18 protein-coding genes are annotated in these 22,303 nt (G+C 41.1%); 12 read left to right on the top strand and 6 right to left on the bottom strand.

Annotation, left to right across the window (positions count from 1 at the left end; translation table 11 throughout):
• A partial coding sequence (locus C6H66_RS26415; RefSeq protein ID WP_219847632.1) for a hypothetical protein occupies positions 1-186 on the top strand: 186 nt, incomplete at its 5' end.
• Between the two features lie 455 nt (positions 187-641).
• Positions 642-2,279: a bifunctional metallophosphatase/5'-nucleotidase gene (locus C6H66_RS21355; RefSeq protein ID WP_105396663.1), complete on the top strand. Its 1,638-nt coding sequence runs from the start codon at positions 642-644 to the stop codon at positions 2,277-2,279.
• A 226-nt stretch (positions 2,280-2,505) separates the two neighbouring features.
• Here C6H66_RS21355 and yiaY read toward each other — a convergent pair whose 3' ends face one another.
• Positions 2,506-3,657 (bottom strand): L-threonine dehydrogenase, encoded by a 1,152-nt coding sequence (yiaY, locus tag C6H66_RS21350; RefSeq protein WP_105396662.1) that lies wholly within the window; start codon positions 3,655-3,657, stop codon positions 2,506-2,508.
• Between the two features lie 297 nt (positions 3,658-3,954).
• Between yiaY and C6H66_RS21345 the strand changes: the two genes are divergently transcribed.
• The 3 genes from C6H66_RS21345 (at position 3,955) to C6H66_RS21335 (ending at position 7,028) form a co-directional block, all read left to right on the top strand.
• Positions 3,955-4,446, top strand: a complete 492-nt coding sequence (locus C6H66_RS21345) for a YbaK/prolyl-tRNA synthetase associated domain-containing protein (RefSeq protein ID WP_105396661.1) — start codon at positions 3,955-3,957, stop codon at positions 4,444-4,446.
• Between the two features lie 494 nt (positions 4,447-4,940).
• Entirely contained in the window at positions 4,941-5,561 is a 621-nt protein-coding gene (locus C6H66_RS21340) for a beta/gamma crystallin domain-containing protein (RefSeq protein WP_046397733.1), read from the top strand.
• Between the two features lie 837 nt (positions 5,562-6,398).
• Positions 6,399-7,028, top strand: a complete 630-nt coding sequence (locus tag C6H66_RS21335) for a beta/gamma crystallin domain-containing protein (protein ID WP_105396660.1) — start codon at positions 6,399-6,401, stop codon at positions 7,026-7,028.
• Positions 7,029-7,209: 181 nt separating this feature from the next.
• Here C6H66_RS21335 and gndA read toward each other — a convergent pair whose 3' ends face one another.
• Positions 7,210-8,616, bottom strand: coding sequence for an NADP-dependent phosphogluconate dehydrogenase (gene gndA / locus C6H66_RS21330; protein WP_105396659.1), 1,407 nt, complete (start codon positions 8,614-8,616; stop codon positions 7,210-7,212).
• Positions 8,617-8,862: 246 nt separating this feature from the next.
• On the opposite strand from gndA, the gene C6H66_RS21325 reads away from it, so the two are divergent.
• On the top strand, positions 8,863-10,434 hold the full coding sequence (locus C6H66_RS21325) for a TerC family protein (protein WP_105396658.1): 1,572 nt from the start codon (positions 8,863-8,865) through the stop codon (positions 10,432-10,434).
• A 275-nt stretch (positions 10,435-10,709) separates the two neighbouring features.
• Positions 10,710-11,147, top strand: a complete 438-nt coding sequence (locus tag C6H66_RS21320) for a GNAT family N-acetyltransferase (RefSeq protein ID WP_105396657.1) — start codon at positions 10,710-10,712, stop codon at positions 11,145-11,147.
• A 134-nt stretch (positions 11,148-11,281) separates the two neighbouring features.
• Here C6H66_RS21320 and asmA read toward each other — a convergent pair whose 3' ends face one another.
• From asmA to apbC, 4 genes are all read right to left on the bottom strand, one after another.
• On the bottom strand, positions 11,282-13,114 hold the full coding sequence (gene asmA / locus C6H66_RS21315; RefSeq protein WP_105396656.1) for an outer membrane assembly protein AsmA: 1,833 nt from the start codon (positions 13,112-13,114) through the stop codon (positions 11,282-11,284).
• A 57-nt stretch (positions 13,115-13,171) separates the two neighbouring features.
• On the bottom strand, positions 13,172-13,753 hold the full coding sequence (gene dcd, locus C6H66_RS21310) for a dCTP deaminase (protein ID WP_036777925.1): 582 nt from the start codon (positions 13,751-13,753) through the stop codon (positions 13,172-13,174).
• A gap of 58 nt (positions 13,754-13,811) precedes the next feature.
• Entirely contained in the window at positions 13,812-14,453 is a 642-nt protein-coding gene (udk, locus tag C6H66_RS21305; RefSeq protein WP_065391318.1) for a uridine kinase, read from the bottom strand.
• A 271-nt stretch (positions 14,454-14,724) separates the two neighbouring features.
• Positions 14,725-15,837 (bottom strand): iron-sulfur cluster carrier protein ApbC, encoded by a 1,113-nt coding sequence (gene apbC, locus C6H66_RS21300; RefSeq protein WP_065391319.1) that lies wholly within the window; start codon positions 15,835-15,837, stop codon positions 14,725-14,727.
• Positions 15,838-16,058: 221 nt separating this feature from the next.
• Here apbC and metG point away from each other — a divergent pair, with 221 nt between their 5' ends.
• From metG to C6H66_RS21275, 5 genes are all read left to right on the top strand, one after another.
• Positions 16,059-18,086, top strand: coding sequence for a methionine--tRNA ligase (gene metG / locus C6H66_RS21295; protein WP_105396655.1), 2,028 nt, complete (start codon positions 16,059-16,061; stop codon positions 18,084-18,086).
• 131 nt (positions 18,087-18,217) lie between these two features.
• Positions 18,218-18,646 carry a CidA/LrgA family protein gene (locus tag C6H66_RS21290; RefSeq protein WP_036814619.1) on the top strand — a complete coding sequence of 143 codons (429 nt, stop codon included), beginning with the start codon at positions 18,218-18,220 and terminating at the stop codon, positions 18,644-18,646.
• Positions 18,647-18,648: 2 nt separating this feature from the next.
• Positions 18,649-19,344, top strand: a complete 696-nt coding sequence (locus C6H66_RS21285) for a CidB/LrgB family autolysis modulator (RefSeq protein ID WP_105396654.1) — start codon at positions 18,649-18,651, stop codon at positions 19,342-19,344.
• 141 nt (positions 19,345-19,485) lie between these two features.
• On the top strand, positions 19,486-20,370 hold the full coding sequence (cdd, locus tag C6H66_RS21280) for a cytidine deaminase (protein ID WP_105396653.1): 885 nt from the start codon (positions 19,486-19,488) through the stop codon (positions 20,368-20,370).
• A gap of 214 nt (positions 20,371-20,584) precedes the next feature.
• Entirely contained in the window at positions 20,585-22,282 is a 1,698-nt protein-coding gene (locus C6H66_RS21275) for an NAD-dependent malic enzyme (protein ID WP_105396652.1), read from the top strand.
• The last annotated feature ends 21 nt before the right edge of the window (positions 22,283-22,303 follow it).

Genomic DNA, 22,303 nt, shown 5'->3' with positions numbered 1-22,303 from the left:
GTAGCCAGTGGTGTATCTCAGGAGATTATTAATGAGTTTACCCGAATATCACCAATAGCCTGGAGCCACATGCTGCTTACTGGTCGCTACAACTTCAGGAAAAGTAACGGGGAACTTGATGTTGACGCCATATCGTTGATGCTGGAGGCACACGTGAAACAACATTTCTGGCACGATAACAGATAAGTGATCCCGTACTCGTCATTTTCGGGGGTTCTTCCACTGGACCCCATTCAAATAGGATTTGAATTACTAACCTGAATTCTGGATAAGAGATTGAACTAATTGCCTATTTTAAGATCAAAATCTTCCCCCACAAGAACCGATCTTATTTAGAAAATGGATTTGTATGGTATTGATGTGAAATAGCACTGGAATCGCATCGAAAGTAATCTATCTGCGGGTTACTACCTGCATGATGTAAATACAAATACCTTTAATTATAAAAAACAAACCTACACTATTGATTTAAATAAATATTTTGCAATTTCCAAGTACAATAATCTGCTTTTGTTCGTCGAAGTACCATATTAAAGATAAAACCATTCAGATCAATCGTGATGAGTTTTACATTTATTACAGCAAAGACTTAAAAGTGATTGACTGTCCAAAACGTGAACTCAATACCAAGAGATAATAAGATGAATAATAAGTATAAATTAATTTTTTTGGCGATTGGCAGTGCCCTATTGACCGGATGTGTCATTAAACCCGGTCACGATAAAACAGATATTATTGATGTTCGTGTCCTGGCTATGAATGACTTTCATGGCGCCCTGAAAGCATCAGATCCCAACAAATCAGGTGGCATTGAACATATATCCACGCTAATCAAGGAACTAAAGAAAGAGAACCCTAACAATATTGTCGTTGGTGCTGGTGATATGATCGGTGCAAGCCCATTACTCTCTTCAATGTTCCATGACGAACCAACGATTGAAACGCTATCCAAAGTAGGTTTGGAAGCAACTGCCGTTGGTAATCATGAGTTTGATAAAGGTAAGGATGAACTACTGCGTAAACAGAATGGCGGCTGTCATCCTATGACTGGCTGTCAGGGGCTAGAACCATTTACCGGGGCGAAATTTCAGTATCTGGCAGCAAATGTCACCGTCAATCAAACGGGTAAAACCCTATTTCCTGCATATATCATTAAAAAATTTGAAGGCATTCCGATGGCTTTCATTGGTCTGACTCTGGAAGGAACTCCAGAAATCGTGACACCAAGCGGAACCGAAGGTTTGAGCTTTGCTAACGAAGTTAAAACCATTAATGCTTTAGTGCCTGAACTACAGAAACAAGGTGTTAAAGCAATAGGCGTTCTGATTCATGAAGGCGCTGAACAGAAACGTGATGGAAGGCGTATTAATGTGAATACCTGTAATGATCTAACCGGTAAGGTTCTAGACATTGTTAACCAACTGGATAAAGAAATTGATTTCGTCATTACTGGTCACACGCATCAAGCATACAACTGTGTGGTTAATGGTAAGCCAGTCACTTCCGCACAAGCTAACGGCGCGTTAATAACCAATTTGGATCTAAAACTAGACAAATACACTAAGGATATTGTGGATTTTAAAGCAAAAAATATTTGGGTTGATAGCCGTAAATATGAAAAAGATCCAGAAGTAACTAAAATATTGGATGCATATGAAAAAATAGCCGCTCCATTGGCAAACCGGGTCATTGGTAAGTTGGATAGCGACCTGAATAGGCAAACTAATCGTGCTGGTGAATCTTCACTGGGTAAAGTGATTGCAGATGCACATTTGTATACTGCTGCATCTAAAGAGAGTGGCGGCGCCCAAATTGCATTTATGAACAGCGGCGGTATTCGTGCTGACATGACTAGCGGTGAGGTAACTTACAATGCTATCTACGCTGTTCAGCCATTCTCCAATATATTATTAATTAAGACATTAACCGGAGAACAAATTAAACGTCTGCTGGAACAACAATGGGAGCACTCACGCCCACAAATTTTAGCGATTTCTAATGGCTTTGAATATCAGTGGAATAGCGCCAAACCAGTAGGCAATCGTGTTATTACCAGCTCAATAAAAATCAATGGTAAACCCATTGAATTAAATGGAAAATACCGTGTAGTTGCTAACGAATTTCTGGCAACAGGGGGAAGTAATTTCTCTGTATTTAACGAGGGTATCGATCCTATATATAATGTGCCGGATGTTGACGCTGTAATAAAATATTTCGCTGAAAAATCTCCTATTACTTATCCTAAACAAGATCGTATCGTTAATGTGAGCGAAGAATAATTAACAGCCTATTTTGTTAGGTTATTTTATTAATCATGCCCTGCGAAATAGGTACAGCAAATACATACAATTCTATATATCGCTTCCCTCTGTAACCACAATCTACAGCCCTTTTCCGGTAGATGAAAAGGGCAAAAACAGTCACACGAAAAACGACTATCAGGCGACGCATACGTCCACGTCGCCTTTTAGGCACTGCTCCCCTATCTGAAAAAGGATGCCAAAATCACATAGCAGCTTTAAAGATTGCAACAATTTCCTCGTGGGTAGCCTGAACCGGATTAGTCAAACAACATATATCTTTCAAGGCATTAGTTGCTAACTCTGGTAAATCTTCTAGTTTGACATTCAATTCAGCCAAACCAGCGGGAATGCCAATATCTTTTAATAACTTACGAATTTCAGCAATACATGCCGCAGCCCCTTGCTGATCATTCATAGCGCTTACATCTACCCCCATTGCGGCGGCGATATCTTTCAAACGCCCCGCAACTGCTTTAGCGTTGAACTCTTGAACATGCGGCAACAAAACAGCATTACATATACCATGTGGTAAATCATAAGTGCCACCCAATTGGTGAGACATGGCGTGAACATACCCCAGTAATGCACTATTAAACGCCATGCCCGCCAAGAATTGTGCATAGGCCATGTTTTCACGTGCTTCTATATTGCTCCCATCTGCAACTGCCTGGCGTAAAGAGTAACTAATCATCGAGATTGCTTTCAGTGCACAAGCATCCGTTATTGGATTAGCCGCAGTAGAAACATAGGCTTCAACCGCATGAGTCATTGCGTCCATTCCGGTTGCGGCGGTTAACCCTTTCGGCATTCCCACCATCAATTCTGGATCGTTCACAGACAAAACAGGTGTTATTTTCTTATCAGCAATGGCCATTTTAATATGGCGCTCAGTATCGGTAATGACACAGAAACGTGACATTTCTGACGCAGTACCCGCAGTCGTATTGATAGAGATTAATGGCAAATGTGGTTTAGATGAACGATCAATACCGGCATAATCCCGGATATCTCCCCCATTGGCAGCAACCAACACAATAGCTTTTGCACAATCATGTGGCGAACCACCACCTAAGGAAATAACGCAATCACTATTATGCTGACGCAGAATATCCAAACCTTCCTCAACGTTAACTGTCGTCGGATTCGGATGGGTTCCATCATAGATTTCACTCTCAATATCAACATCAGATAATAGAGCTTGAACTTTTGCTGCCACTCCAATTTTACTTAAAACACGATCAGTCACAATCAATGCTCGTTTGTAACCATCACCTTTCATCGTATTTATCGCTTTAACCAAACAACCCGCACCAAACATATTTACTGAGGCCATAAAAAAAGTCGTAGTCATCATTGATAATTCCTTAATATTAAAATAGTTTTAGAATGAAAATATATAAAAATTAAAATTTAAAAATCACCTAATGGAATTACAGATCATTGCTCTTGCAACAAACATAAATAATAGTTCTATTTAAACCATATAATTCAAAAAATATAAACATATACATCGGTAGAGTTAGATGATGTTTATCAAAATAGTATTTGATAATTTTCCCTCTTGGTAATATATGTAATTAGCAATATAATAAATACAATAATCGATAAGATTAATATATCAATTCACAAGATTATTACTTAGGAGTTTATTTTGCCCTCTAACGAAATATTTAACCGCCTGACTGCATTACTCGATAATCATCATGCCAGCTATCGGGTGATGGAACATCCAACCGCCGGACGTTCCGAAGAAGTTGCAAAAATCCGTGGTACGCAACTTGGACAAGGGGCAAAAGGGTTAGTTTGCCATGTTAAAGGGGAAGGGTTCCGTCAATACGTACTCGCTGTACTACCTGCGGATCAACAAGCAGACCTCTCTTCACTGGCAAAACAGATCGGTGGCAACCGCGCCTCACTGGCAAGCCCTAAAGAAGTTTTTGAACTGACTCAATGTGTGTTTGGCGCTATTCCGCCTTTTAGTTTCCATCCAGATCTGAAACTGGTCGCAGATCCTTTATTGTTTGAACGTTTCGATGAACTGGCTTTTAATGCCGGTAGCCTTGAACGCTCAGTAATTCTTAACACTCAAGATTATCACCGAATTGCACAACCTGAATTAGTGAGTTTTCACCGGATAGAATAAATACCACTGTGAAAAATGATATTTGTCAAATAGCCTATAGAAATTAGGCTATTTAAGATAATATTCTAAATATATTCATTTAAAGTGGTGACTATCCTGCCCCCATAAATTTATATCACGAGATAAAGTCATTATTATTGCCACATTATATAAACATTAAACAGAGAGGTATAATTATCAAATACCATGAATATCTAATTATTCACTACTGAGCCATATACAAAAAATTATCAATTACATTAGGGGATAATTCCCTACCCCAATGAAGGTGTCTTTTGATAGGAATCTTCAATTATTTTTAATTTCAGAATCTTTATTTCAATTATCAGCAAAAAATGATATGTCAATTATATTGGTGTTATATTGGCAACAATTTAATATGCCTATTCATTATATTTTATTAAATACAAGAACCCACACTCACTGTATTCTCATATCGCTTTCAAAAAGAAAGATGACGTTTTTTCAAAATAAAGTTTAAGGAATAGAAAAATATGACTAATAAGTTAGTTACAGGTGCAACTTTTTTCGATAGAAAATACTTTCTGGGTGAAGCGCACCATTATCCAGAAAATGATGTTATTATTCCACTGCCTTATGATCTCAACGACAGATTCCGCTCAGTAAGAGTTGGAACATTATCAAAAGTTTATGCATGGCGTCATCAGAGCGATTGTGAACCAGGTCAACGCTATCGTGAATGGGAATACGATCATCCAGATATCGATAGAGAAATTAGAGGATTATCTAAGTTCAAAGTAGCACCAAAAGATACCTGTCTGGTTGCATTAAGACTTATTGATGATACTTGTTCAGGTATTAAATTCTCAATGTTCACGAATACACATTGTGTGGGTCCAGTTGAAACAACAACTGATGATGATTATGCACTGGTTGGTATACTGCCATTTGAGACCGAGTTAGTCACTGCCATTGCAATAAGAAATACCAGTACTGGAGTATATATTAATAACGGATCATTCTATTTCTATCGTGATGCAAATGGTGTTGTTACTATTGATGAGAAAGCTAATTTCCCTAAAAATCTCAGAATAGTTAATGTAGGTGGTAATCGTTTCGATATTCATATTATCAGTACCGATTTTTCTAACTAATCCGGTCATAATGTAACAATAATTAACCATTGTTTTCAGACAGGCTACGTTCTGAAAATTTAAGCAACACCGTTGCGGAATATCATCAAAAACCGCAACGGTGTATTCATTTTTGCCAATAAAATAAATTTTTAACAATCAGTTAGCCATTCACTGTTATTTGTCTTTTTTCATAAAAATTTATAACTAAAAAGTTAAATAATAATTTAACCTAAAAAAACATTAAATCAACATCCCCAGGAACAATGATCATAATCTATTTCCTTTGAGATAAATAGTTCCCTAACGATTAATTCTAAAAATTATAGAAACATCCAACCATTACATTATTGCATATTTAATTCTAGGTATTTTCATAATATTATTAATAAAAAACAATCTTATAACATCTACTCAAAACACCAAACATGAAAAATATTCACAATTAAATTGAATACCAAGCTTAAGATACAAGACTCACTATAAGTATCAAATCTTCATATTTCAAACAGTCAGTTTGACTATATTAATATTATTATCAAGATATTATTCGGCATTTTTTAAACAGCTTTACTTTATGAATTTTTATGCTAATTTTAATATTAATCTATCGAATATTATTCCTTTCTTGACTGGATATATCACATCTAAAGATGAGGAACTAATGAATTATTAGTAACAAATATCACATAGAAAAAGCCAATTTGTACAAATAGTAGAAATGAGCAAATACTATATACTTCGCATTAATACAATTGGGTATACTTCCAGAAAAAAATTATATAGGAGTTTATTAATGGGAACATTTTTTTCTTAGTAACCTATATATTACTTACATTAACTTTAAGGAGTAAAAGAATGACAAAAGAATTAATTACCGGCGTCACATTTTTCGAAGAGAAAAACTATCAGGGTAAGTCACATGATTACCCAGAGCTAGATAAAATTATATCGCTCCCTTCCAATCTTAACGATAAGTTCCGTTCAGTAAAAATTGGCAAGTTATCAAAAGTCCATGCATGGCGCCATTATAACGATCCAGAGAGTAAATATTATGAGTGGGTAGTCGATAATCCAGATATCGATAGAGAAATCAGAGGATTATCTAAATTCAGAATTATGCAGAAAGATACGAAACTGGTTGCACTAAGAATCATCGATGATACTCATTCAGATATAAAATTCTCTATGATTGTCAAGATATTTAATGGAGAAGAACAAGAAACAATCGACGTTAACGCAATAACAGATGATAATTATACTGTCGTTAACGAACTATTGGTACAGAAAGAGATAGTCACTTCAATTTATGTAAGAAATGTCAACACCGGAGAATATATTAGTAACGGGTCATTCTATTTTTCTTATGATGCTGTCGGTATTGCAACTGTCGATGAGGGCCTCAATTTCCCTAAAAACTTGAAGCTGGTTCATGTAGGGAATAATCGTTTTGATTTTCACATTATCAGTATTGATCCTATTGTTTAATCCGGGATTAATGTGACAATCATCACACTCAGATAAGTCATATTCTGAAATTCAGGCTACGCCGTTGCGGTACCTTTGTTAAAAAACCGCAACGGCGGGTTCCAGATAATCGCGGAAATTAAAACCGCATCATATCTGATGCAGGCTCTCCACGTTCCTGATCAATCGATAATAATCGGGCTTACTCCATCCATTCAGTATGGAAAACACCCTCTTTATCAGTACGCTTATAAGTATGAGCACCGAAATAGTCACGTTGAGCCTGAATTAAATTAGCAGGCAGGACTGCTGAACGATAACTATCGTAGTAAGAAATCGCGGCAGAGAAAGTCGGGGTTGGGATGCCATTCTGCACCCCATACGAGACGACATCACGCAGCGCTTGCTGATATTCATCAGCAATTTTCTTAAAGTAAGGCGCTAGCAACAAATTAGCAATATCCGCATTTTCGTTATATGCGTCAGTAATTTTTTGCAGGAATTGAGCGCGAATAATACAACCCGCCCGGAAAATCCCGGCAATTTCACCGTAATTGAGATTCCACTGGTACTCATCAGATGCCGCTTTCAATTGCTGAAAACCCTGAGCATAAGAGACAATTTTACCCAAATAAAGCGCACGACGAACTTTCTCAATAAATTCGGCCTTCTCGCCTTTAAAGGGTTGTGCTTCCGGCCCGCTCAAAACTTTAGCTGCGGCCACTCGCTGATCTTTTAGAGAAGAGATATAACGTGCAAATACTGATTCTGTGATCAACGTCACTGGAATACCTAAATCCAAAGAGCTTTGGCTGGTCCACTTACCCGTGCCTTTATTTGCTGCTTCATCCAAAATCACATCAACCAAATATTGGCCTGCTTCATCTTTCTTACGGAAAATATCAGCAGTTATCTCAATCAAATAGCTACTCAATTCGCCGTTATTCCAGTCAGTGAAAATCTCAGACAGTTCTTCATTACTCAGATTTAGGGCATTCTTCAATAAAGAATAGGCTTCAGCAATGAGCTGCATATCACCGTATTCAATGCCATTGTGAACCATTTTCACATAATGGCCGGCGCCATCCGGGCCAATATAGGCCACACAAGGTTCACCTTCCGCTTTAGCCGCGATCTCTTGCAGAATTGGCGCCACCAATTCATACGCCTCTTTTTGGCCGCCAGGCATGATAGATGGCCCTTTCAATGCCCCTTCTTCACCACCGGAAACCCCGGTACCGATAAAATTAAAACCCTGAGCAGAAAGCTCTCGATTACGACGGATAGTATCCTGAAAATAGGTATTACCCCCATCAATCAAAATATCACCTTTATCCAGATGTGGAGTCAATGAAGCAATAGTTTTATCGGTTGCTTCACCAGCCTTAACCATGAGCAGAATACGACGCGGTTTTTCCAGTGAATCGACAAATTCTTCGATAGTGTAACTTGGAACTAATTTCTTCCCCGGATTTTCGGCGATCACTTCGTCAGTTTTATCACTTGAACGGTTAAATATAGATACGGAATAACCACGGCTCTCAATATTGAGTGCCAGGTTACGCCCCATCACCGCCATACCGACAACACCAATCTGCTGCTTGGACATGAATAACTCCTGTCTGATGATAATTCGGCTCACCAATAATAATTAGTGTGCAATTTGTTAATGTGATCACATGTTAACTCAGGATGCGTCCTAATGGATAGTTATTGGTGCCACCGATGCCGCTACACCTCATTTTTTGGAAAAAACTTCCCAAGATGAAAAATCAACTATTGAAATTTGATGAGGCAATGCCCATTATTCATTATTCGGCATAAGCCGTCATAATTAGAAGGTAAAACAAACTGTATGGAATGGATCGCTGATCCGACGATATGGGCTGGACTGGTTACTCTTATCGTTCTAGAAATTGTCCTTGGAATCGACAACTTGGTCTTTATTGCCATTCTGGCAGATAAACTTCCTGAAAAACTAAGAGACAAAGCAAGAATTACAGGTCTGAGTTGCGCATTACTGATGCGTGTCGTACTGCTTTTTAGTCTTTCCTGGCTGATAACGCTAACTCATCCATTAATTACGCTTTGGGAACATCCATTTAGCGCCCGCGACCTGATTATGCTGATAGGCGGTCTTTTCTTACTGTTCAAAGCGACGATGGAGCTCAATGAACGGCTGGAAGGTAAAGATGCCCACTCAGGACAACAACGCAAAACATCTAAATTTTGGACGGTTGTCGTGCAGATAATTGTCCTTGATGCTGTATTTTCACTGGATTCAGTGGTTACTGCTGTTGGTATGGTAGACAACATCGGTATCATGATCGCGGCAGTCACCATTGCGATGTTCCTGATGATACTGGCAAGTAAGCCGCTGACCACTTTCGTCAATGCTCACCCGACTATCGTTATTCTCTGTCTGAGCTTCTTATTGATGATCGGTTTCAGTCTGGTAGCCGAAGGTTTTGGTTATCACATACCAAAAGGCTACTTGTACGCCGCTATCGGCTTCTCCATTATGATTGAATCCTTAAACCAATTTGCCCAGTTTAACCGCCGCAGGTTTCTCACTGCTTCCCGTTCGCTACGTGAAAGAACAGCGGAAGCTGTTTTACGTATCCTGAGTGGTAAGCATGAAAACGCAGAATTGGACAATCATACATCTAATCTAATTTCTGATAATCAGGAAGTGTTTGATCCACAAGAACGTCAAATGATTGCCAGAGTTCTGGGTATGGCGCAGCGTAACGTCAACAGTATCATGACTTCCCGTCACGACGTGGAGTATCTTGATATTCATGCACCAACTGAAAATCTGACGCAAATACTGAGTAAAAATCCTCACACACGCATTGTGGTAACAGATGAAAATATCAGTGACGAACCATTAGGTGTTGTCCATGTTATTGATTTATTGAATCAACAGCTTAACCAACAGCCTTTCGATTTACACTCGCTGATAAAACAACCGCTGATTTTCCCTGAACAGCTTTCACTACTCCAAGCATTGGAGCAGTTCCGCCAGGCACAAACTCACTTCGCGTTTGTTGTCGACGAATTTGGTTCTGTGGAAGGAGTGGTGACTTTGACCGACGTAATGGAAACTATCGCGGGTAATTTGCCGGTAGATGGCGAAGAAACTGATGCCCGCCATGATATTCAGGCGACTGAAAATGGTGGTTGGATCGCCAATGGTTATATGCCGCTGGATGATTTGATCCTTTATGTTCCTTTGCAACTGGATGAAAAACGTGAATATCAAACCTTGGCAGGTTTATTGATGGAACATTCACAACATATTCCACAACAAGGCGAGCAATTACAGATTGATAATTATCTGTTTGAACCGTTGGAAGTGACCAGTCACCGAATTAATAAGGTAAAAATCACCCCTCTGGCGTCAGAGGAAGAAAATAAAGAATAACTCAGTGTTATTGATCACTAATCATATTTGCCATCACTGAGTTTTTCCTCGGAAACAAAATAAAACCCGGTCAGTTTAAACTGTACCGGGATTTTTTTAGCCTTTGCTATCTATCAATATCATATGCGGAACTATATACGAATACTGTTAATGATTTATCTAACTAAATTAAATAACTTTGTATTTAGAAAAAAAAGCCATAGCTTCTCAATTCAATAAACTTCATATACACTTGCCAATCAATAATATTATTCATCAATTTAAAAGGATATTACATGAATATAACCCTCGCTGATGTTGATAAAGACAATTATGAAGATGTCTGTGATCTAACAGTAACCGATGACCAATGTGAATACGTCGCAGATAACGTGTGGTCACTGGTTGAGTCAAAATTCAATCCTTCATACCAAACACGTGCAATTTGCTTAGACTATAAACCTGTCGGATTTTTTATGTGGGTGCCTGAAACAGATCAAAAGACATCAATTTGGCGATTTATGGTGGATCAACAACATCAAAACAAAGGCATTGGACGCCAGGCAATGCTGCTAGCCCTTAATGAAATTAGGCAAACAAATGGATTAAAAGAAATAGAAATCTGTTATAAGCCAAGCAACACTGTAGCAAGAAACTTTTACGCCAGTTTTGGCTTTGTTGAAGTCGGCATGGATGAAAAAAATGAAGAGATGTTAGCAATTATTAAAATTTAACTCACAAGTAGAAATTCACTTTTGTACCGAAATTGACCGCTCAGGCAACGATAAGAATTTATTTAAGTATCTGGTTAAGCATAATAGTCAATTAACCAGAATTAAACGGTCAAATCAGGCATGAGCTAATACAGCTAATGACTGCTACGTTCAACCCAATCGTTAATAGCCTGTTTTACCTTGTCCTCCAACTCATTACGTAGCAGTTGTTCAATATCCAAATTGTATTGCAGATTATCCCAATGACCATAAACTCGCAGTGGTACTTTCATTTTTCGCAGACGACTAACCAATTCATTATCTTTGCCCCATCCTTGTGTTACCTGTACTTTTAAAGCGACATCAACATTTTGTTTAAGTAGATTAGCCTTACCCTGTCCATCAATATTTAGCAGATCAGATACCGCATGAAGTCGACTGATTTTTATATCACCTCGATTCAGTACTGCTTTAACATCAAGCTTCTTGGCACGGGTAAAGTTATCCATATTATCAGTAATATTCACTTTATCCGTTGCACGAGCAACAGATTGCTGGACTAATTGTGGGATATTTAATCCATACATTTTGGCATTAACTAAACTGAAATTAAGATCACCCTGCCAAATATGCGAAATCGCATAACCATCATATCCTTTACCAGAAAGATCGCCATTCAGATTGAATTTACCACTAAATGCCTGTGGTAAAGAAAATGCTTTGAGTACCGGTTCCAGTTCTATATTCCGCAGTAAAGGTTTTGCGTGTAACTTAAGTTGATTACCCGTTGCATCTAAAAAAACCGGAATAGAGAAATTACCACCAAATAATTTGCCATTCAGAGTAGAAATTTCAGCGACACCACTATTACTTGTCGCTTTCAATATCAGGTTATCGATCTCCATTCCTCGATAAACAAATTTATCCGCATTAATAATCACATTAGCATTAAAATCATTTAGAAACGTGGCGCTATAATCAGTCTGGACAGAGCTTGAAACAGCGATCACCGGTTTAGCCGAACTATTCTCTACCCGGTAATAACGTTTAACTTCTGAGCCTTCTTTAGGAAACAAGTCCCATCCCATCAGATTATCTAGATTCAGTTTTTGGGAAGATAAGTCTATCTGATAATCCGCGTGAGCCCCCAACATGGCTTTTATACTGCCATGCAGTTCACTCTCATTAGCGGTGAAACTCAACATCTGTAAAGAAACGATTTGCGGTTCATCTGCCGTCTCTTTTTGATAAACAGCATGTACTTTTCCTGAACCACTAATTCCCCCCGTAGGTATACCCGCGCCCTGGAATTGATAATCAAAAGAGTTAATATTACCAGCAACACGATATGGATAATCAGTAATATCAACATCAGCATTAAGATTAAAAGCCAGTTCTTGCTGATTCTTACTAACTTTGCTACTTAACTCCACGCTGATATGGTTTTGGTTATCCCGCGCCATCAGCAGATTAATATCGCGGACATTTAACTGCTCATGCTCATCACGCTGCCAAATAAGCAAACTATCCACGACTTTAATTCTGGCAATATCAAGCTTCCAACCCTCCCCCTTCGCAACAGAATTGGCCGCACTCCCTTTTGGTGCAATAGGGATATTCTCTTTTTTCTGAGATTGACTCTCCGGTGTTACTCTCAATATCGCCCCTTTCAGCATCACCTCTTTCACAGCAAGTTGATGAGAAAGAAGCGGCCACAACTCCACATCAAGACGCATATTTTCTGCCGTCACTGTTGGCTGCGCCGCTCCAGGGGCCGTTAATGACATGCGCCCGGTAATAATGCTCAGTTTTGGCCAGACATGCCAGCGCATACCATCTTGCAGGACGAGTTGGTAGCCACTCTTCTTTTGCACCTGTTTGACCATATAAGCACGAAAGTCATTCGGGTTCACCAACATGACTAATGCTGCCAGACCGGTAATAATCACGACCAGCAAAATAATCAGTGTCGTCAGTAATCTCTTCATGACTTCCTCCGCTTTTTTGTCAAAACAGTCAATGCAACTCAATAGCCGATAAAAATATTAATCTTCATCAATACGGCTACCCACCGCACCCTGTTGGTTTTTATACTTCGCATCTTGACGACGGTTATACGGACGGTCTGCGGAACCAGACAATGGTTCAAAACTCAAAGCACCGATGACCATGCCCGGACGTAACGCCAGAGGCAATTTACCGGAGTTATAGAATTCGAGAACAATCTGACCATGCCAACCCGGATCAATCCGATGTGCCGTCACGTGCACCATCAACCCAAGACGAGCAAGAGAAGAACGGCCATCAAGCCAGCCCACCAAATCGTCCGGCAATGTGACGGATTCCAGCGTAACAGCTAGCGCCAACTCTCCAGGGTGGAGGAAAAAAACCTCATCGTCAGACAGGATAATTTCATCACTCATCACGCGATCAAGCGCAGCGCTGACCTCATCTTTCGGACCACTCAAATCAATATATGCCGCAGTATGACCACAGAAAACACGAAACTGATTCCCAAGGCGCACATCAGCAGTTGCCCCGTTAATACGTTCAATCGGCGGACGTGGAGCAATGACCAATTTACCTTCATCAAGCCATTTAATTATGTCGCGGTCACAGAGTCGCATTATTTCCTCTCAAATACGATGATGCTTATCAATTCAATGCCTGACAAGCAAAGTTTTATTATTCGCAGAACTGACCAATTTTGGCTTTCAATATATCAATCGCGACCCGGTTTTTACCCCCGCGCGGCACAATAATATCTGCATATTGCTTTGATGGTTCAATAAATTGCAAGAACATTGGACGCACAGTTTTATGATATTGCTCAATCACCGAATCCAGAGAACGTCCCCGTTCATGCACATCCCGTTTAATACGACGCATAAGGCAAATATCCAGTGGCGTATCAACAAAAATAGAGAAGTCCATCTCCTGACGCAAGCGTTTATCAGTCAATAACAGAATACCCTCTAGGATAATAACCCTTTTCGGCGCAAAATGAATCGCTTCTGATTTACGAGTATGGGCAACATAATCGTATTGTGGTAATTCAATTGATTCACCCATTTTCAGCGCTTGCAGGTGAGAAAAGAGCAGATTGTGATCCATTGAGCTTGGATGGTCATAATTAGTCTTATAACGCTCTTCCATTGATAGATTGCTCTGATCTTTATAATAGCAATCCTCTGGTATAATACCGATATTGTGATCACCAACCTGAGCGCGTAATTCACGATAAAGTGTATTAGCAATGAGACTTTTACCTGAGGCAGATGCACCAGAAATTCCTACAATTGTGCACTGATATGCTTCGTCAGCCATAATAGAGATAACCTGATTCTAGAAAAAAATGGGAACAAAGCACTTATGAGTGCTAAGTTTGGCGAGATTATAGGGAGTTAATGGTATCTGTTCCAGTGTAAACAAGATAAGTCTCATTTTTTTCGAAGCGTTTCGCATAAAAACCATGAAACGAGGTAAATCGTAACGAGGGAAATCAGACAAGCATACTTATCCCCATACAAAATCTCCCCATGTAAAAAGCGGGCAATGAAAACATCTATCGCCCGCTATCATCAATCAAATACCCGCATTAAACGGCACGGAATGAGATTTCTGTTGGTATCTTCTCACCTTGCCAATACATCTGCGCTGAAATATTCGCGGCAATTTCGCGATAAATATCTGTAAATTCACTATCAGGATCACTGATAACCGTTGGCTGACCACGATCCAGATCTTCACGCAGTGAAATATGCAGAGGGATTTGTCCCAATAATTTACAGTGATATTTAGCCGCCAATTTTTCTGCCCCACCCGTACCAAAGATAGGTTCCGAATGACCACAGTTGCTGCAAATGTGCACACTCATGTTTTCGACAATCCCCAATACAGGCACCTTCACTTTCTGGAACATGACGATACCTTTCATGGCGTCAATTAAAGCAATATCCTGAGGCGTTGTTACCACCAGCGCCCCCGTTACCGGGATGTTTTGTGACAAAGTGAGTTGAATATCACCGGTTCCTGGCGGCATATCGATAACCAGATAATCAAGATCCGGCCATAATGTATCCTGTAACATCTGCATCAATGCTTTACTCGCCATTGGGCCACGCCATACCATTGCATTATCATCTGTTACTAAATAACCAATAGAGTTAGTGGCAAGGCCATGCGTCATGATCGGCGCCATATGCTGCCCGTCTGGAGAAGTTGGGCGCTCTTTGGAGGTTCCCAACATACTCGGAACAGAAGGGCCGTAGATATCCGCATCCAGAATACCGACTTTTGCCCCCTCCTGAGCCAATGCCAGCGCTAGGTTTACGGCGGTGCTGGATTTACCCACCCCGCCTTTACCTGAGCTGACAGCCAAAATATTACGAACGCCATTAATTCCCGGCAGATCATTAGCACGACGTAATGTGCTGATATCATGGATCAATTTCCACGCCACCGATTTTGCGCCGGTTACCGCCTGTAATTTTTCCGTTGTCGCCGTTTTTAACGCTTTAAAGCCGCGTTGCCAGACAAACGGCATCAGTAATTCAATGTGCAAAACACCATCAAGCATCGTACAGTGATGTAAAGCTTTTAGTGTTATCAAATCGCGTTCTAGTGTCAGGTGTGTAAAAGTAGCAAGTATTTTTGTTACCTGAGATTTCAGCAGGTCAGGATTGGTCTGCTCGGGGGATTGTGAGTTCATCCCGGCTCCTTTAATGATTATCATTAGCTAAAAACTATCCCTCCATCATAACAGAACCCAATGCGTTCAGATAAGATTGGCGACAAAAACCCGCTTCCCGTTCACTGATCCAATTTTTATCCAACAAAACTCACTAAGATTGAGCCTTACCCTAGCGACAATTTTTTTAATCGGTTAACATCAAACTTCCTTTTTCACTTATTGGAAGTCAGATCCTTACTATGTCTCAAGTCGCAAAAAAATTATTGGTGACGTGCGCGTTGCCATATGCTAACGGTCCAATCCATCTCGGTCACATGCTGGAACATATCCAAGCAGATATTTGGGTCCGTTTTCAGCGAATGCGCGGCAAAGAGGTTCACTTTATCTGTGCCGATGACGCTCATGGAACGCCAATCATGCTGAAAGCTCAGCAAATGGGTCTTGCTCCTGAAGAGATGATCGCCACGGTGAACCAAGAGCATCATCAGGATTTTACTGGCTTTTCGGTGAGCTACGATAACTATCACTCTACGCATAGTGAAGAGAACCAAGCGTTCTCAACGAAAATCTATCTCGAACTGAAAAAAAACGGCCATATTAAGAATCGTACTATTTCTCAGTTATACGATCCTGAGAAGAATATGTTTCTGCCGGATCGCTTTGTCAAAGGAAGCTGCCCGAAATGTAAGGCAGAAGATCAGTATGGTGATAACTGTGAAGTTTGCGGTTCGACTTACAGTCCGACTGAACTAATCAGCCCCCGTTCTGCCGTCTCCGGTGCGACGCCAGAAATGCGTGAAACAGAACACTTCTTCTTCGATCTGCCCGCATTCAGTGACATGCTGCAAGCCTGGACCCGTTCCGGCGCATTACAGGAACAAGTTGCCAACAAAATGCAGGAATGGTTTGAATCCGGTTTACAACAGTGGGATATCACCCGCGACGCCCCCTATTTCGGTTTTGAAATTCCTGATGCGCCGGGCAAATATTTCTATGTTTGGCTGGATGCCCCTATTGGGTATATGGGTTCTTTCCAAAACCTGTGTGACAAACGCGGCAATCTAAGCTTCGATGAGTTCTGGGCAAAAGATTCCACCGCCGATCTGTATCACTTTATCGGTAAAGACATTGTTTATTTCCATAGCCTGTTCTGGCCGGCCATGTTGGAAGGCAGCGGTTACCGTAAGCCAACCAACGTGTTCGTTCACGGCTATGTCACCGTCAACGGTGCGAAGATGTCCAAATCCCGTGGTACTTTTATTAAAGCCAGCACTTACTTGGATCATCTGGATGCAGACTGTTTGCGTTATTACTATGCAGCCAAACTCTCTGCTCGCATTGATGATATCGATCTGAATCTGGAAGATTTTGTTCAACGTGTTAACAGCGATATCGTTAATAAAGTTGTTAACCTGGCCTCCCGTAATGCAGGCTTCATTAATAAACGCTTTAACGGCAAGCTGGCGGATAAACTGGCTGATCCGGCGCTTTACCAACAGTTTATTGATGGAGCAAAGGTGATTGCAGAAGAGTTTAATAACCGCGAATTCAGCAAAGCAATCCGCGAAATCATGGCTCTGGCTGATTTGGCAAACCGTTATGTGGATGAGCAAGCGCCGTGGGTGGTGGCAAAAGAAGAAGGCCGTGATGCCGATCTTCAAGCTATCTGTTCAATGGGCATCAACCTGTTCCGTGTTTTGATGACTTTCCTGAAACCCGTTTTGCCAAATCTGGCAGAACGCGCAGAGGCTTTCTTAAATACAGAACTCACCTGGCATGATATTGAACAACCGTTGCTGGATCATCAAGTTTCTGCCTTTAAGGCGCTGTTCAATCGTATTGATATGGATAAAGTGAACGCTATGGTTGTAGCATCTAAAGAGAGCATCAACACACCACAAAAAGTCAGCGGTCCACTGGCGGAAGATCCAATTCAAGACACGATCACCTTCGATGATTTTGCCAAAGTTGATATGCGCGTCGCCCTTATTAAACAGGCTGATTTTGTCGAAGGCTCGGATAAGTTGTTGAAACTGATGCTGGATCTGGGTGGCGAAACCCGCCAGGTATTCTCTGGTATCCGCTCCAGTTATCCTGATCCAAAAGCGCTGGAAGGCCGTTTAACCATTATGGTAGCCAATCTGGCGCCACGCAAAATGCGCTTTGGTATTTCGGAAGGGATGGTTATGGCGGCTGGACCTGGTGGAAAAGATATCTTCTTACTCAGCCCTGACAGTGGCGCCCAACCCGGTATGCAAGTGAAATAATAGTCAATTTATTTCATTAATATTTTTACCCACGGGGATCAGCAATGGTCCCCGTTTTTTTGGTGTGATCTATGGCACATTCTCAAGGTTAATTGTATGATGAATACCTCACCAGAATTAGGAATTTTGTTATGTCGTTTCGTGAAGTACTGATTATTGGTTGGCAGTACCTGCGAGCATTTGTTCTGATTTATTTGTGTTTGCTGACAGGTAATGCCATTTCTTCCCTATTACCCATCATTATTCCCGGCAGTATTATCGGCATGTTGATATTGTTCGTTTTATTAGCTTTTCAACTAATTCCTGCTCATTGGGCAAAACCAGGCTGTAGTCTGTTACTAAAAAATATGACTTTGTTGTTTCTGCCTATCGGCGTCGGCGTGATGAATTATTACGATCAACTCAGCCAACAGATAGTTCCGATTGTTTTTTCATGTCTGATCAGTACCGTAATCGTTATGATTATCGTGGCTTACAGTTCCCATTATGTTCATCGTGAACGCCCGATTATGGGTTCCGCATCAGAAGTTAAGAGTGAACAACAAAGACAAGAGAAATAAAAATGTTAAGTCACATTTGGTGGTCGCTGCCATTAACATTAGTTGTATTCTACACCGCAAGAAAACTGTCGCTACGATTCAAAATTCCTATTCTGAACCCCTTATTGGTTTCTATCGCCATCATTATTCCAATATTGCTAATAACCCACACTCCCTATGAACACTATTTTGCCGGCAGCCGAATTCTAAATGATCTACTCCAGCCCGCCGTGGTTGCGCTGGCATTTCCTTTATATGAGCAACTACACCAGATCCGTGCCCAATGGAAATCCATTATCAGCATCTGTTTTATCGGCACTATTGTCGCTATGGTGACAGGCACTGCTATTGCCTTGTGGATGGGCGCAACACCTGAAATGGCCGCTTCGATATTACCTAAATCCGTCACAACACCAATAGCAATGGCAGTAGCTGATGCCATTGGCGGTATTCCGGCAATCAGCGCTGCTTGTGTTATTTTCGTCGGCGTTTTCGGTGCAATATTTGGTCATAACCTGTTCGATCTGTTACAGGTAAAAACCAAAGCGTCCCGTGGCTTGGCAATGGGAACAGCATCACATGCTTTGGGTACCGCTCGCTGTGCAGAAGTCAATTTCGTTGAAGGCGCATACAGCTCATTAGCATTGATGACTTGCGGTATCATTACTTCACTAACAGCCCCTTTTGTATTTCCGGTGCTGCTATACCTATTTGGCTAGTTTATTTTTAGGAAATTTGATGATAATCGCTTGATTACCAACTTCAATTACATAGGTCTCATCCATCTATATGGCATTAATCACATTACAAATCTAATCAGACAACTTAGAATGATCTTAAGTTAATTCGGAGATCACACTATGCAAGCTCGTTTTCACCCCATTTGGGTACAGATACCCCCTAAACTACAGGATGCTCTTTTGCCTTACGCAGGAAACAATGACTTTCCGGCCATGCTCACTGCTAAACAAGCAAAATCCATTAAGAAAGCCTGCGGTTTTGACGATAACACCTTAGCTGTCGCCCTGTTGCCACTCGCAGCGGCATGTTCCCTGACACCAATATCACATTTTAATGTTGGCGCCATTGCCCGCGGTAAAAGCGGAAATCTCTATTTTGGCGCGAATATGGAATTTGCTGGTATGCCACTACAACAAACGATTCATGCTGAGCAATGTGCGATTACCCACGCTTGGTTATTGGGTGAGAAAAAACTGGCATCTGTTACTGTGAATTACTCTCCGTGCGGCCATTGCCGTCAATTTATGAATGAACTTAATAGTGGCACACAATTGGAGATTCACTTGCCAAAGCAGGTACCTTCAACATTAGGTCATTATCTGCCAGATTCTTTTGGCCCAAACGATCTGGGCATCGAGACGTTGTTGATGGACCCGGTTAATCATGGTTATAAATTAGAAACCACGGATACATTAGTCCTGACTGCATTAGACGCGGCAAACCAGAGCTATGCCCCATACAGTAATTCCTACAGTGGTGCTGCGCTTTTAGGAAAAGATGGAAAAATTTATCCTGGACGTTATGCAGAAAATGCCGCATTTAACCCAAGCTTACCCCCATTACAAGCAGCGCTAATTCTGATGAACATTTCTGGTGGTGATTGCCTGGCTATCGAAAGAGCAGTGTTGGTTGAGGGAAAAAGCTGTGATTTATCCCAACGAAGTACAACTCAGTCCATACTTGCTACGCTCGGTTGCAGCAAATTTGATTACTACACTTTCTGAATTCAGTGGAAAATTCATTTTTCCCTCTATGCAGATAGAGGGTTTTCCGCTATAAAAAACAATTACCGTAACATTTTATTAGCCAAATCTGGATGTTATCTCTCATTTTCACTCATAATACCTATAATTAAGTAACATTTACTGTACATATTTTTCCTATCTCTTAGGATCTGTAGCTAACCTTGTTATCCATTTAGTTCAAAGAGTAAGATTCATGGAACTGGAACACGAAAGTAAACGTCCACTATATATTCCCTATTCTGGCCCAATTCTGTTGGAATTTCCCCTGCTGAATAAAGGCAGCGCTTTTACTAAAGAAGAACGCAGCAACTTTAATCTTTACGGTTTATTACCGGAAGCGGTCGAAACCATCGAAGAACAAGCTGAACGTGCTTATCGACAGTATCTTGATTTCAAAAATGATGCAGATAAGCACATTTATCTGCGAAATATTCAAGACACTAACGAAACCCTGTTCTACCGCCTGCTGGATGCACATTTGAACGAAATGATGCCAATCATCTACACGCCAACCGTTGGCGAAGCTTGTGAGCATTTTTCTGATATTTACCGCCGTGCCCGTGGTCTGTTCATCTCATATCCAAACAAAGCACATATTGATGACATGCTGCAAAATGCGACCAAACAAAATGTAAAAGTCATCGTTGTTACCGATGGTGAACGTATCCTTGGTTTGGGCGACCAAGGCATTGGCGGCATGGGTATTCCTATCGGCAAGCTCTCCTTGTATACCGCCTGCGGTGGTATCAGCCCGGCTTATACACTGCCCGTCGTGCTGGATGTCGGCACCAACAACCCACAACGCCTGAATGACCCGTTATACATGGGCTGGCGTCATCCGCGCATCACCGGTGAAGAGTATGATGAATTTGTAGACGAATTTATTCAGGCTGTTAAACGCCGCTGGCCAAACGTGCTGCTGCAATTTGAAGATTTCGCACAAAAAAATGCCATGCCTCTTCTTAATCGTTATCGCCACGAGATTTGTTGCTTTAATGATGATATTCAGGGAACTGCCGCCGTTACGTTAGGTAGCTTAATTGCAGCCAGTCGCGCGGCGGGCCGTCAATTGAAAGATCAAACAGTCACCTTCCTCGGAGCGGGTTCCGCCGGTTGCGGCATTGCAGAACAGATCGTCGCCCAGATGAAATCAGAAGGGTTAAGCGAAGAACAAGCTCGTGCCCGTATTTTCATGGTTGACCGCTTCGGTTTATTGACAGACAAACTGCCAAATCTATTGGATTTCCAGAATAAGCTGGTACAGAAAAGCGACTCATTGACTCAATGGGATGTAAACAGCGATGCCATCTCTCTGCTCGATGTTGTCCGTAATGCTAAACCGACGGTATTGATTGGTGTTTCAGGTCAGTCAGGTTTGTTTACAGAAGAGATCATCCGTGAAATGCATAAACACTGTGAACGTCCAATCGTCATGCCATTATCGAACCCAACTTCCCGCGTTGAAGCCCGTCCTGAAGATATCATCAACTGGACGGATGGCTCGGCTCTGGTTGCGACAGGTAGCCCATTTAATCCGGTAAAATATAAAGACCAGGAGTATCCAATCGCCCAATGTAACAACGCCTATATCTTCCCTGGAATTGGTCTGGGTGTTATTGCGTCAGGGGCCAAACTGGTTACTGACGGTATGTTGATGGCAGCAAGCCGGACGCTGGCGGATTGTTCACCTCTAGCCCAACAAGGTCAAGGCCCGTTACTGCCACTTATTGATGATATTCAGGAAGTATCACGCAAAATTGCTAAACAAGTCGCCAAAGAAGCACAAATACAGGGCGTTGCCACTGTTACCTCAGATGGCGCACTGGATGAAGCAATTGAGCGCAACTTCTGGAAACCTGAATATCGCGTGTACAAACGTACTTCATTCTGATTCTTATCGCTAAAAATATGC

The sequence above is a fragment of the Photorhabdus hindustanensis genome, from assembly GCF_002968995.1.
Taxonomy (GTDB): domain Bacteria; phylum Pseudomonadota; class Gammaproteobacteria; order Enterobacterales; family Enterobacteriaceae; genus Photorhabdus; species Photorhabdus akhurstii.
Note: the sequence above shows the minus strand (reverse complement) of the source record. Positions and strands in the feature narration are given on the sequence as shown.

Coding starts and splice junctions, on each gene's coding strand:
- C6H66_RS21355 (WP_105396663.1), top strand. CDS start 642: ATGAATAATAAGTATAAATTAATTTTTTTGGCGATTGGCAGTGCCCTA.
- yiaY (WP_105396662.1), bottom strand. CDS start 3,657: ATGATGACTACGACTTTTTTTATGGCCTCAGTAAATATGTTTGGTGCG.
- C6H66_RS21340 (WP_046397733.1), top strand. CDS start 4,941: ATGACTAATAAGTTAGTTACAGGTGCAACTTTTTTCGATAGAAAATAC.
- C6H66_RS21335 (WP_105396660.1), top strand. CDS start 6,399: ATGACAAAAGAATTAATTACCGGCGTCACATTTTTCGAAGAGAAAAAC.
- gndA (WP_105396659.1), bottom strand. CDS start 8,616: ATGTCCAAGCAGCAGATTGGTGTTGTCGGTATGGCGGTGATGGGGCGT.
- C6H66_RS21325 (WP_105396658.1), top strand. CDS start 8,863: ATGGAATGGATCGCTGATCCGACGATATGGGCTGGACTGGTTACTCTT.
- C6H66_RS21320 (WP_105396657.1), top strand. CDS start 10,710: ATGAATATAACCCTCGCTGATGTTGATAAAGACAATTATGAAGATGTC.
- asmA (WP_105396656.1), bottom strand. CDS start 13,114: ATGAAGAGATTACTGACGACACTGATTATTTTGCTGGTCGTGATTATT.
- dcd (WP_036777925.1), bottom strand. CDS start 13,753: ATGCGACTCTGTGACCGCGACATAATTAAATGGCTTGATGAAGGTAAA.
- udk (WP_065391318.1), bottom strand. CDS start 14,453: ATGGCTGACGAAGCATATCAGTGCACAATTGTAGGAATTTCTGGTGCA.
- apbC (WP_065391319.1), bottom strand. CDS start 15,837: ATGAACTCACAATCCCCCGAGCAGACCAATCCTGACCTGCTGAAATCT.
- metG (WP_105396655.1), top strand. CDS start 16,059: ATGTCTCAAGTCGCAAAAAAATTATTGGTGACGTGCGCGTTGCCATAT.
- C6H66_RS21290 (WP_036814619.1), top strand. CDS start 18,218: ATGTCGTTTCGTGAAGTACTGATTATTGGTTGGCAGTACCTGCGAGCA.
- C6H66_RS21285 (WP_105396654.1), top strand. CDS start 18,649: ATGTTAAGTCACATTTGGTGGTCGCTGCCATTAACATTAGTTGTATTC.
- cdd (WP_105396653.1), top strand. CDS start 19,486: ATGCAAGCTCGTTTTCACCCCATTTGGGTACAGATACCCCCTAAACTA.
- C6H66_RS21275 (WP_105396652.1), top strand. CDS start 20,585: ATGGAACTGGAACACGAAAGTAAACGTCCACTATATATTCCCTATTCT.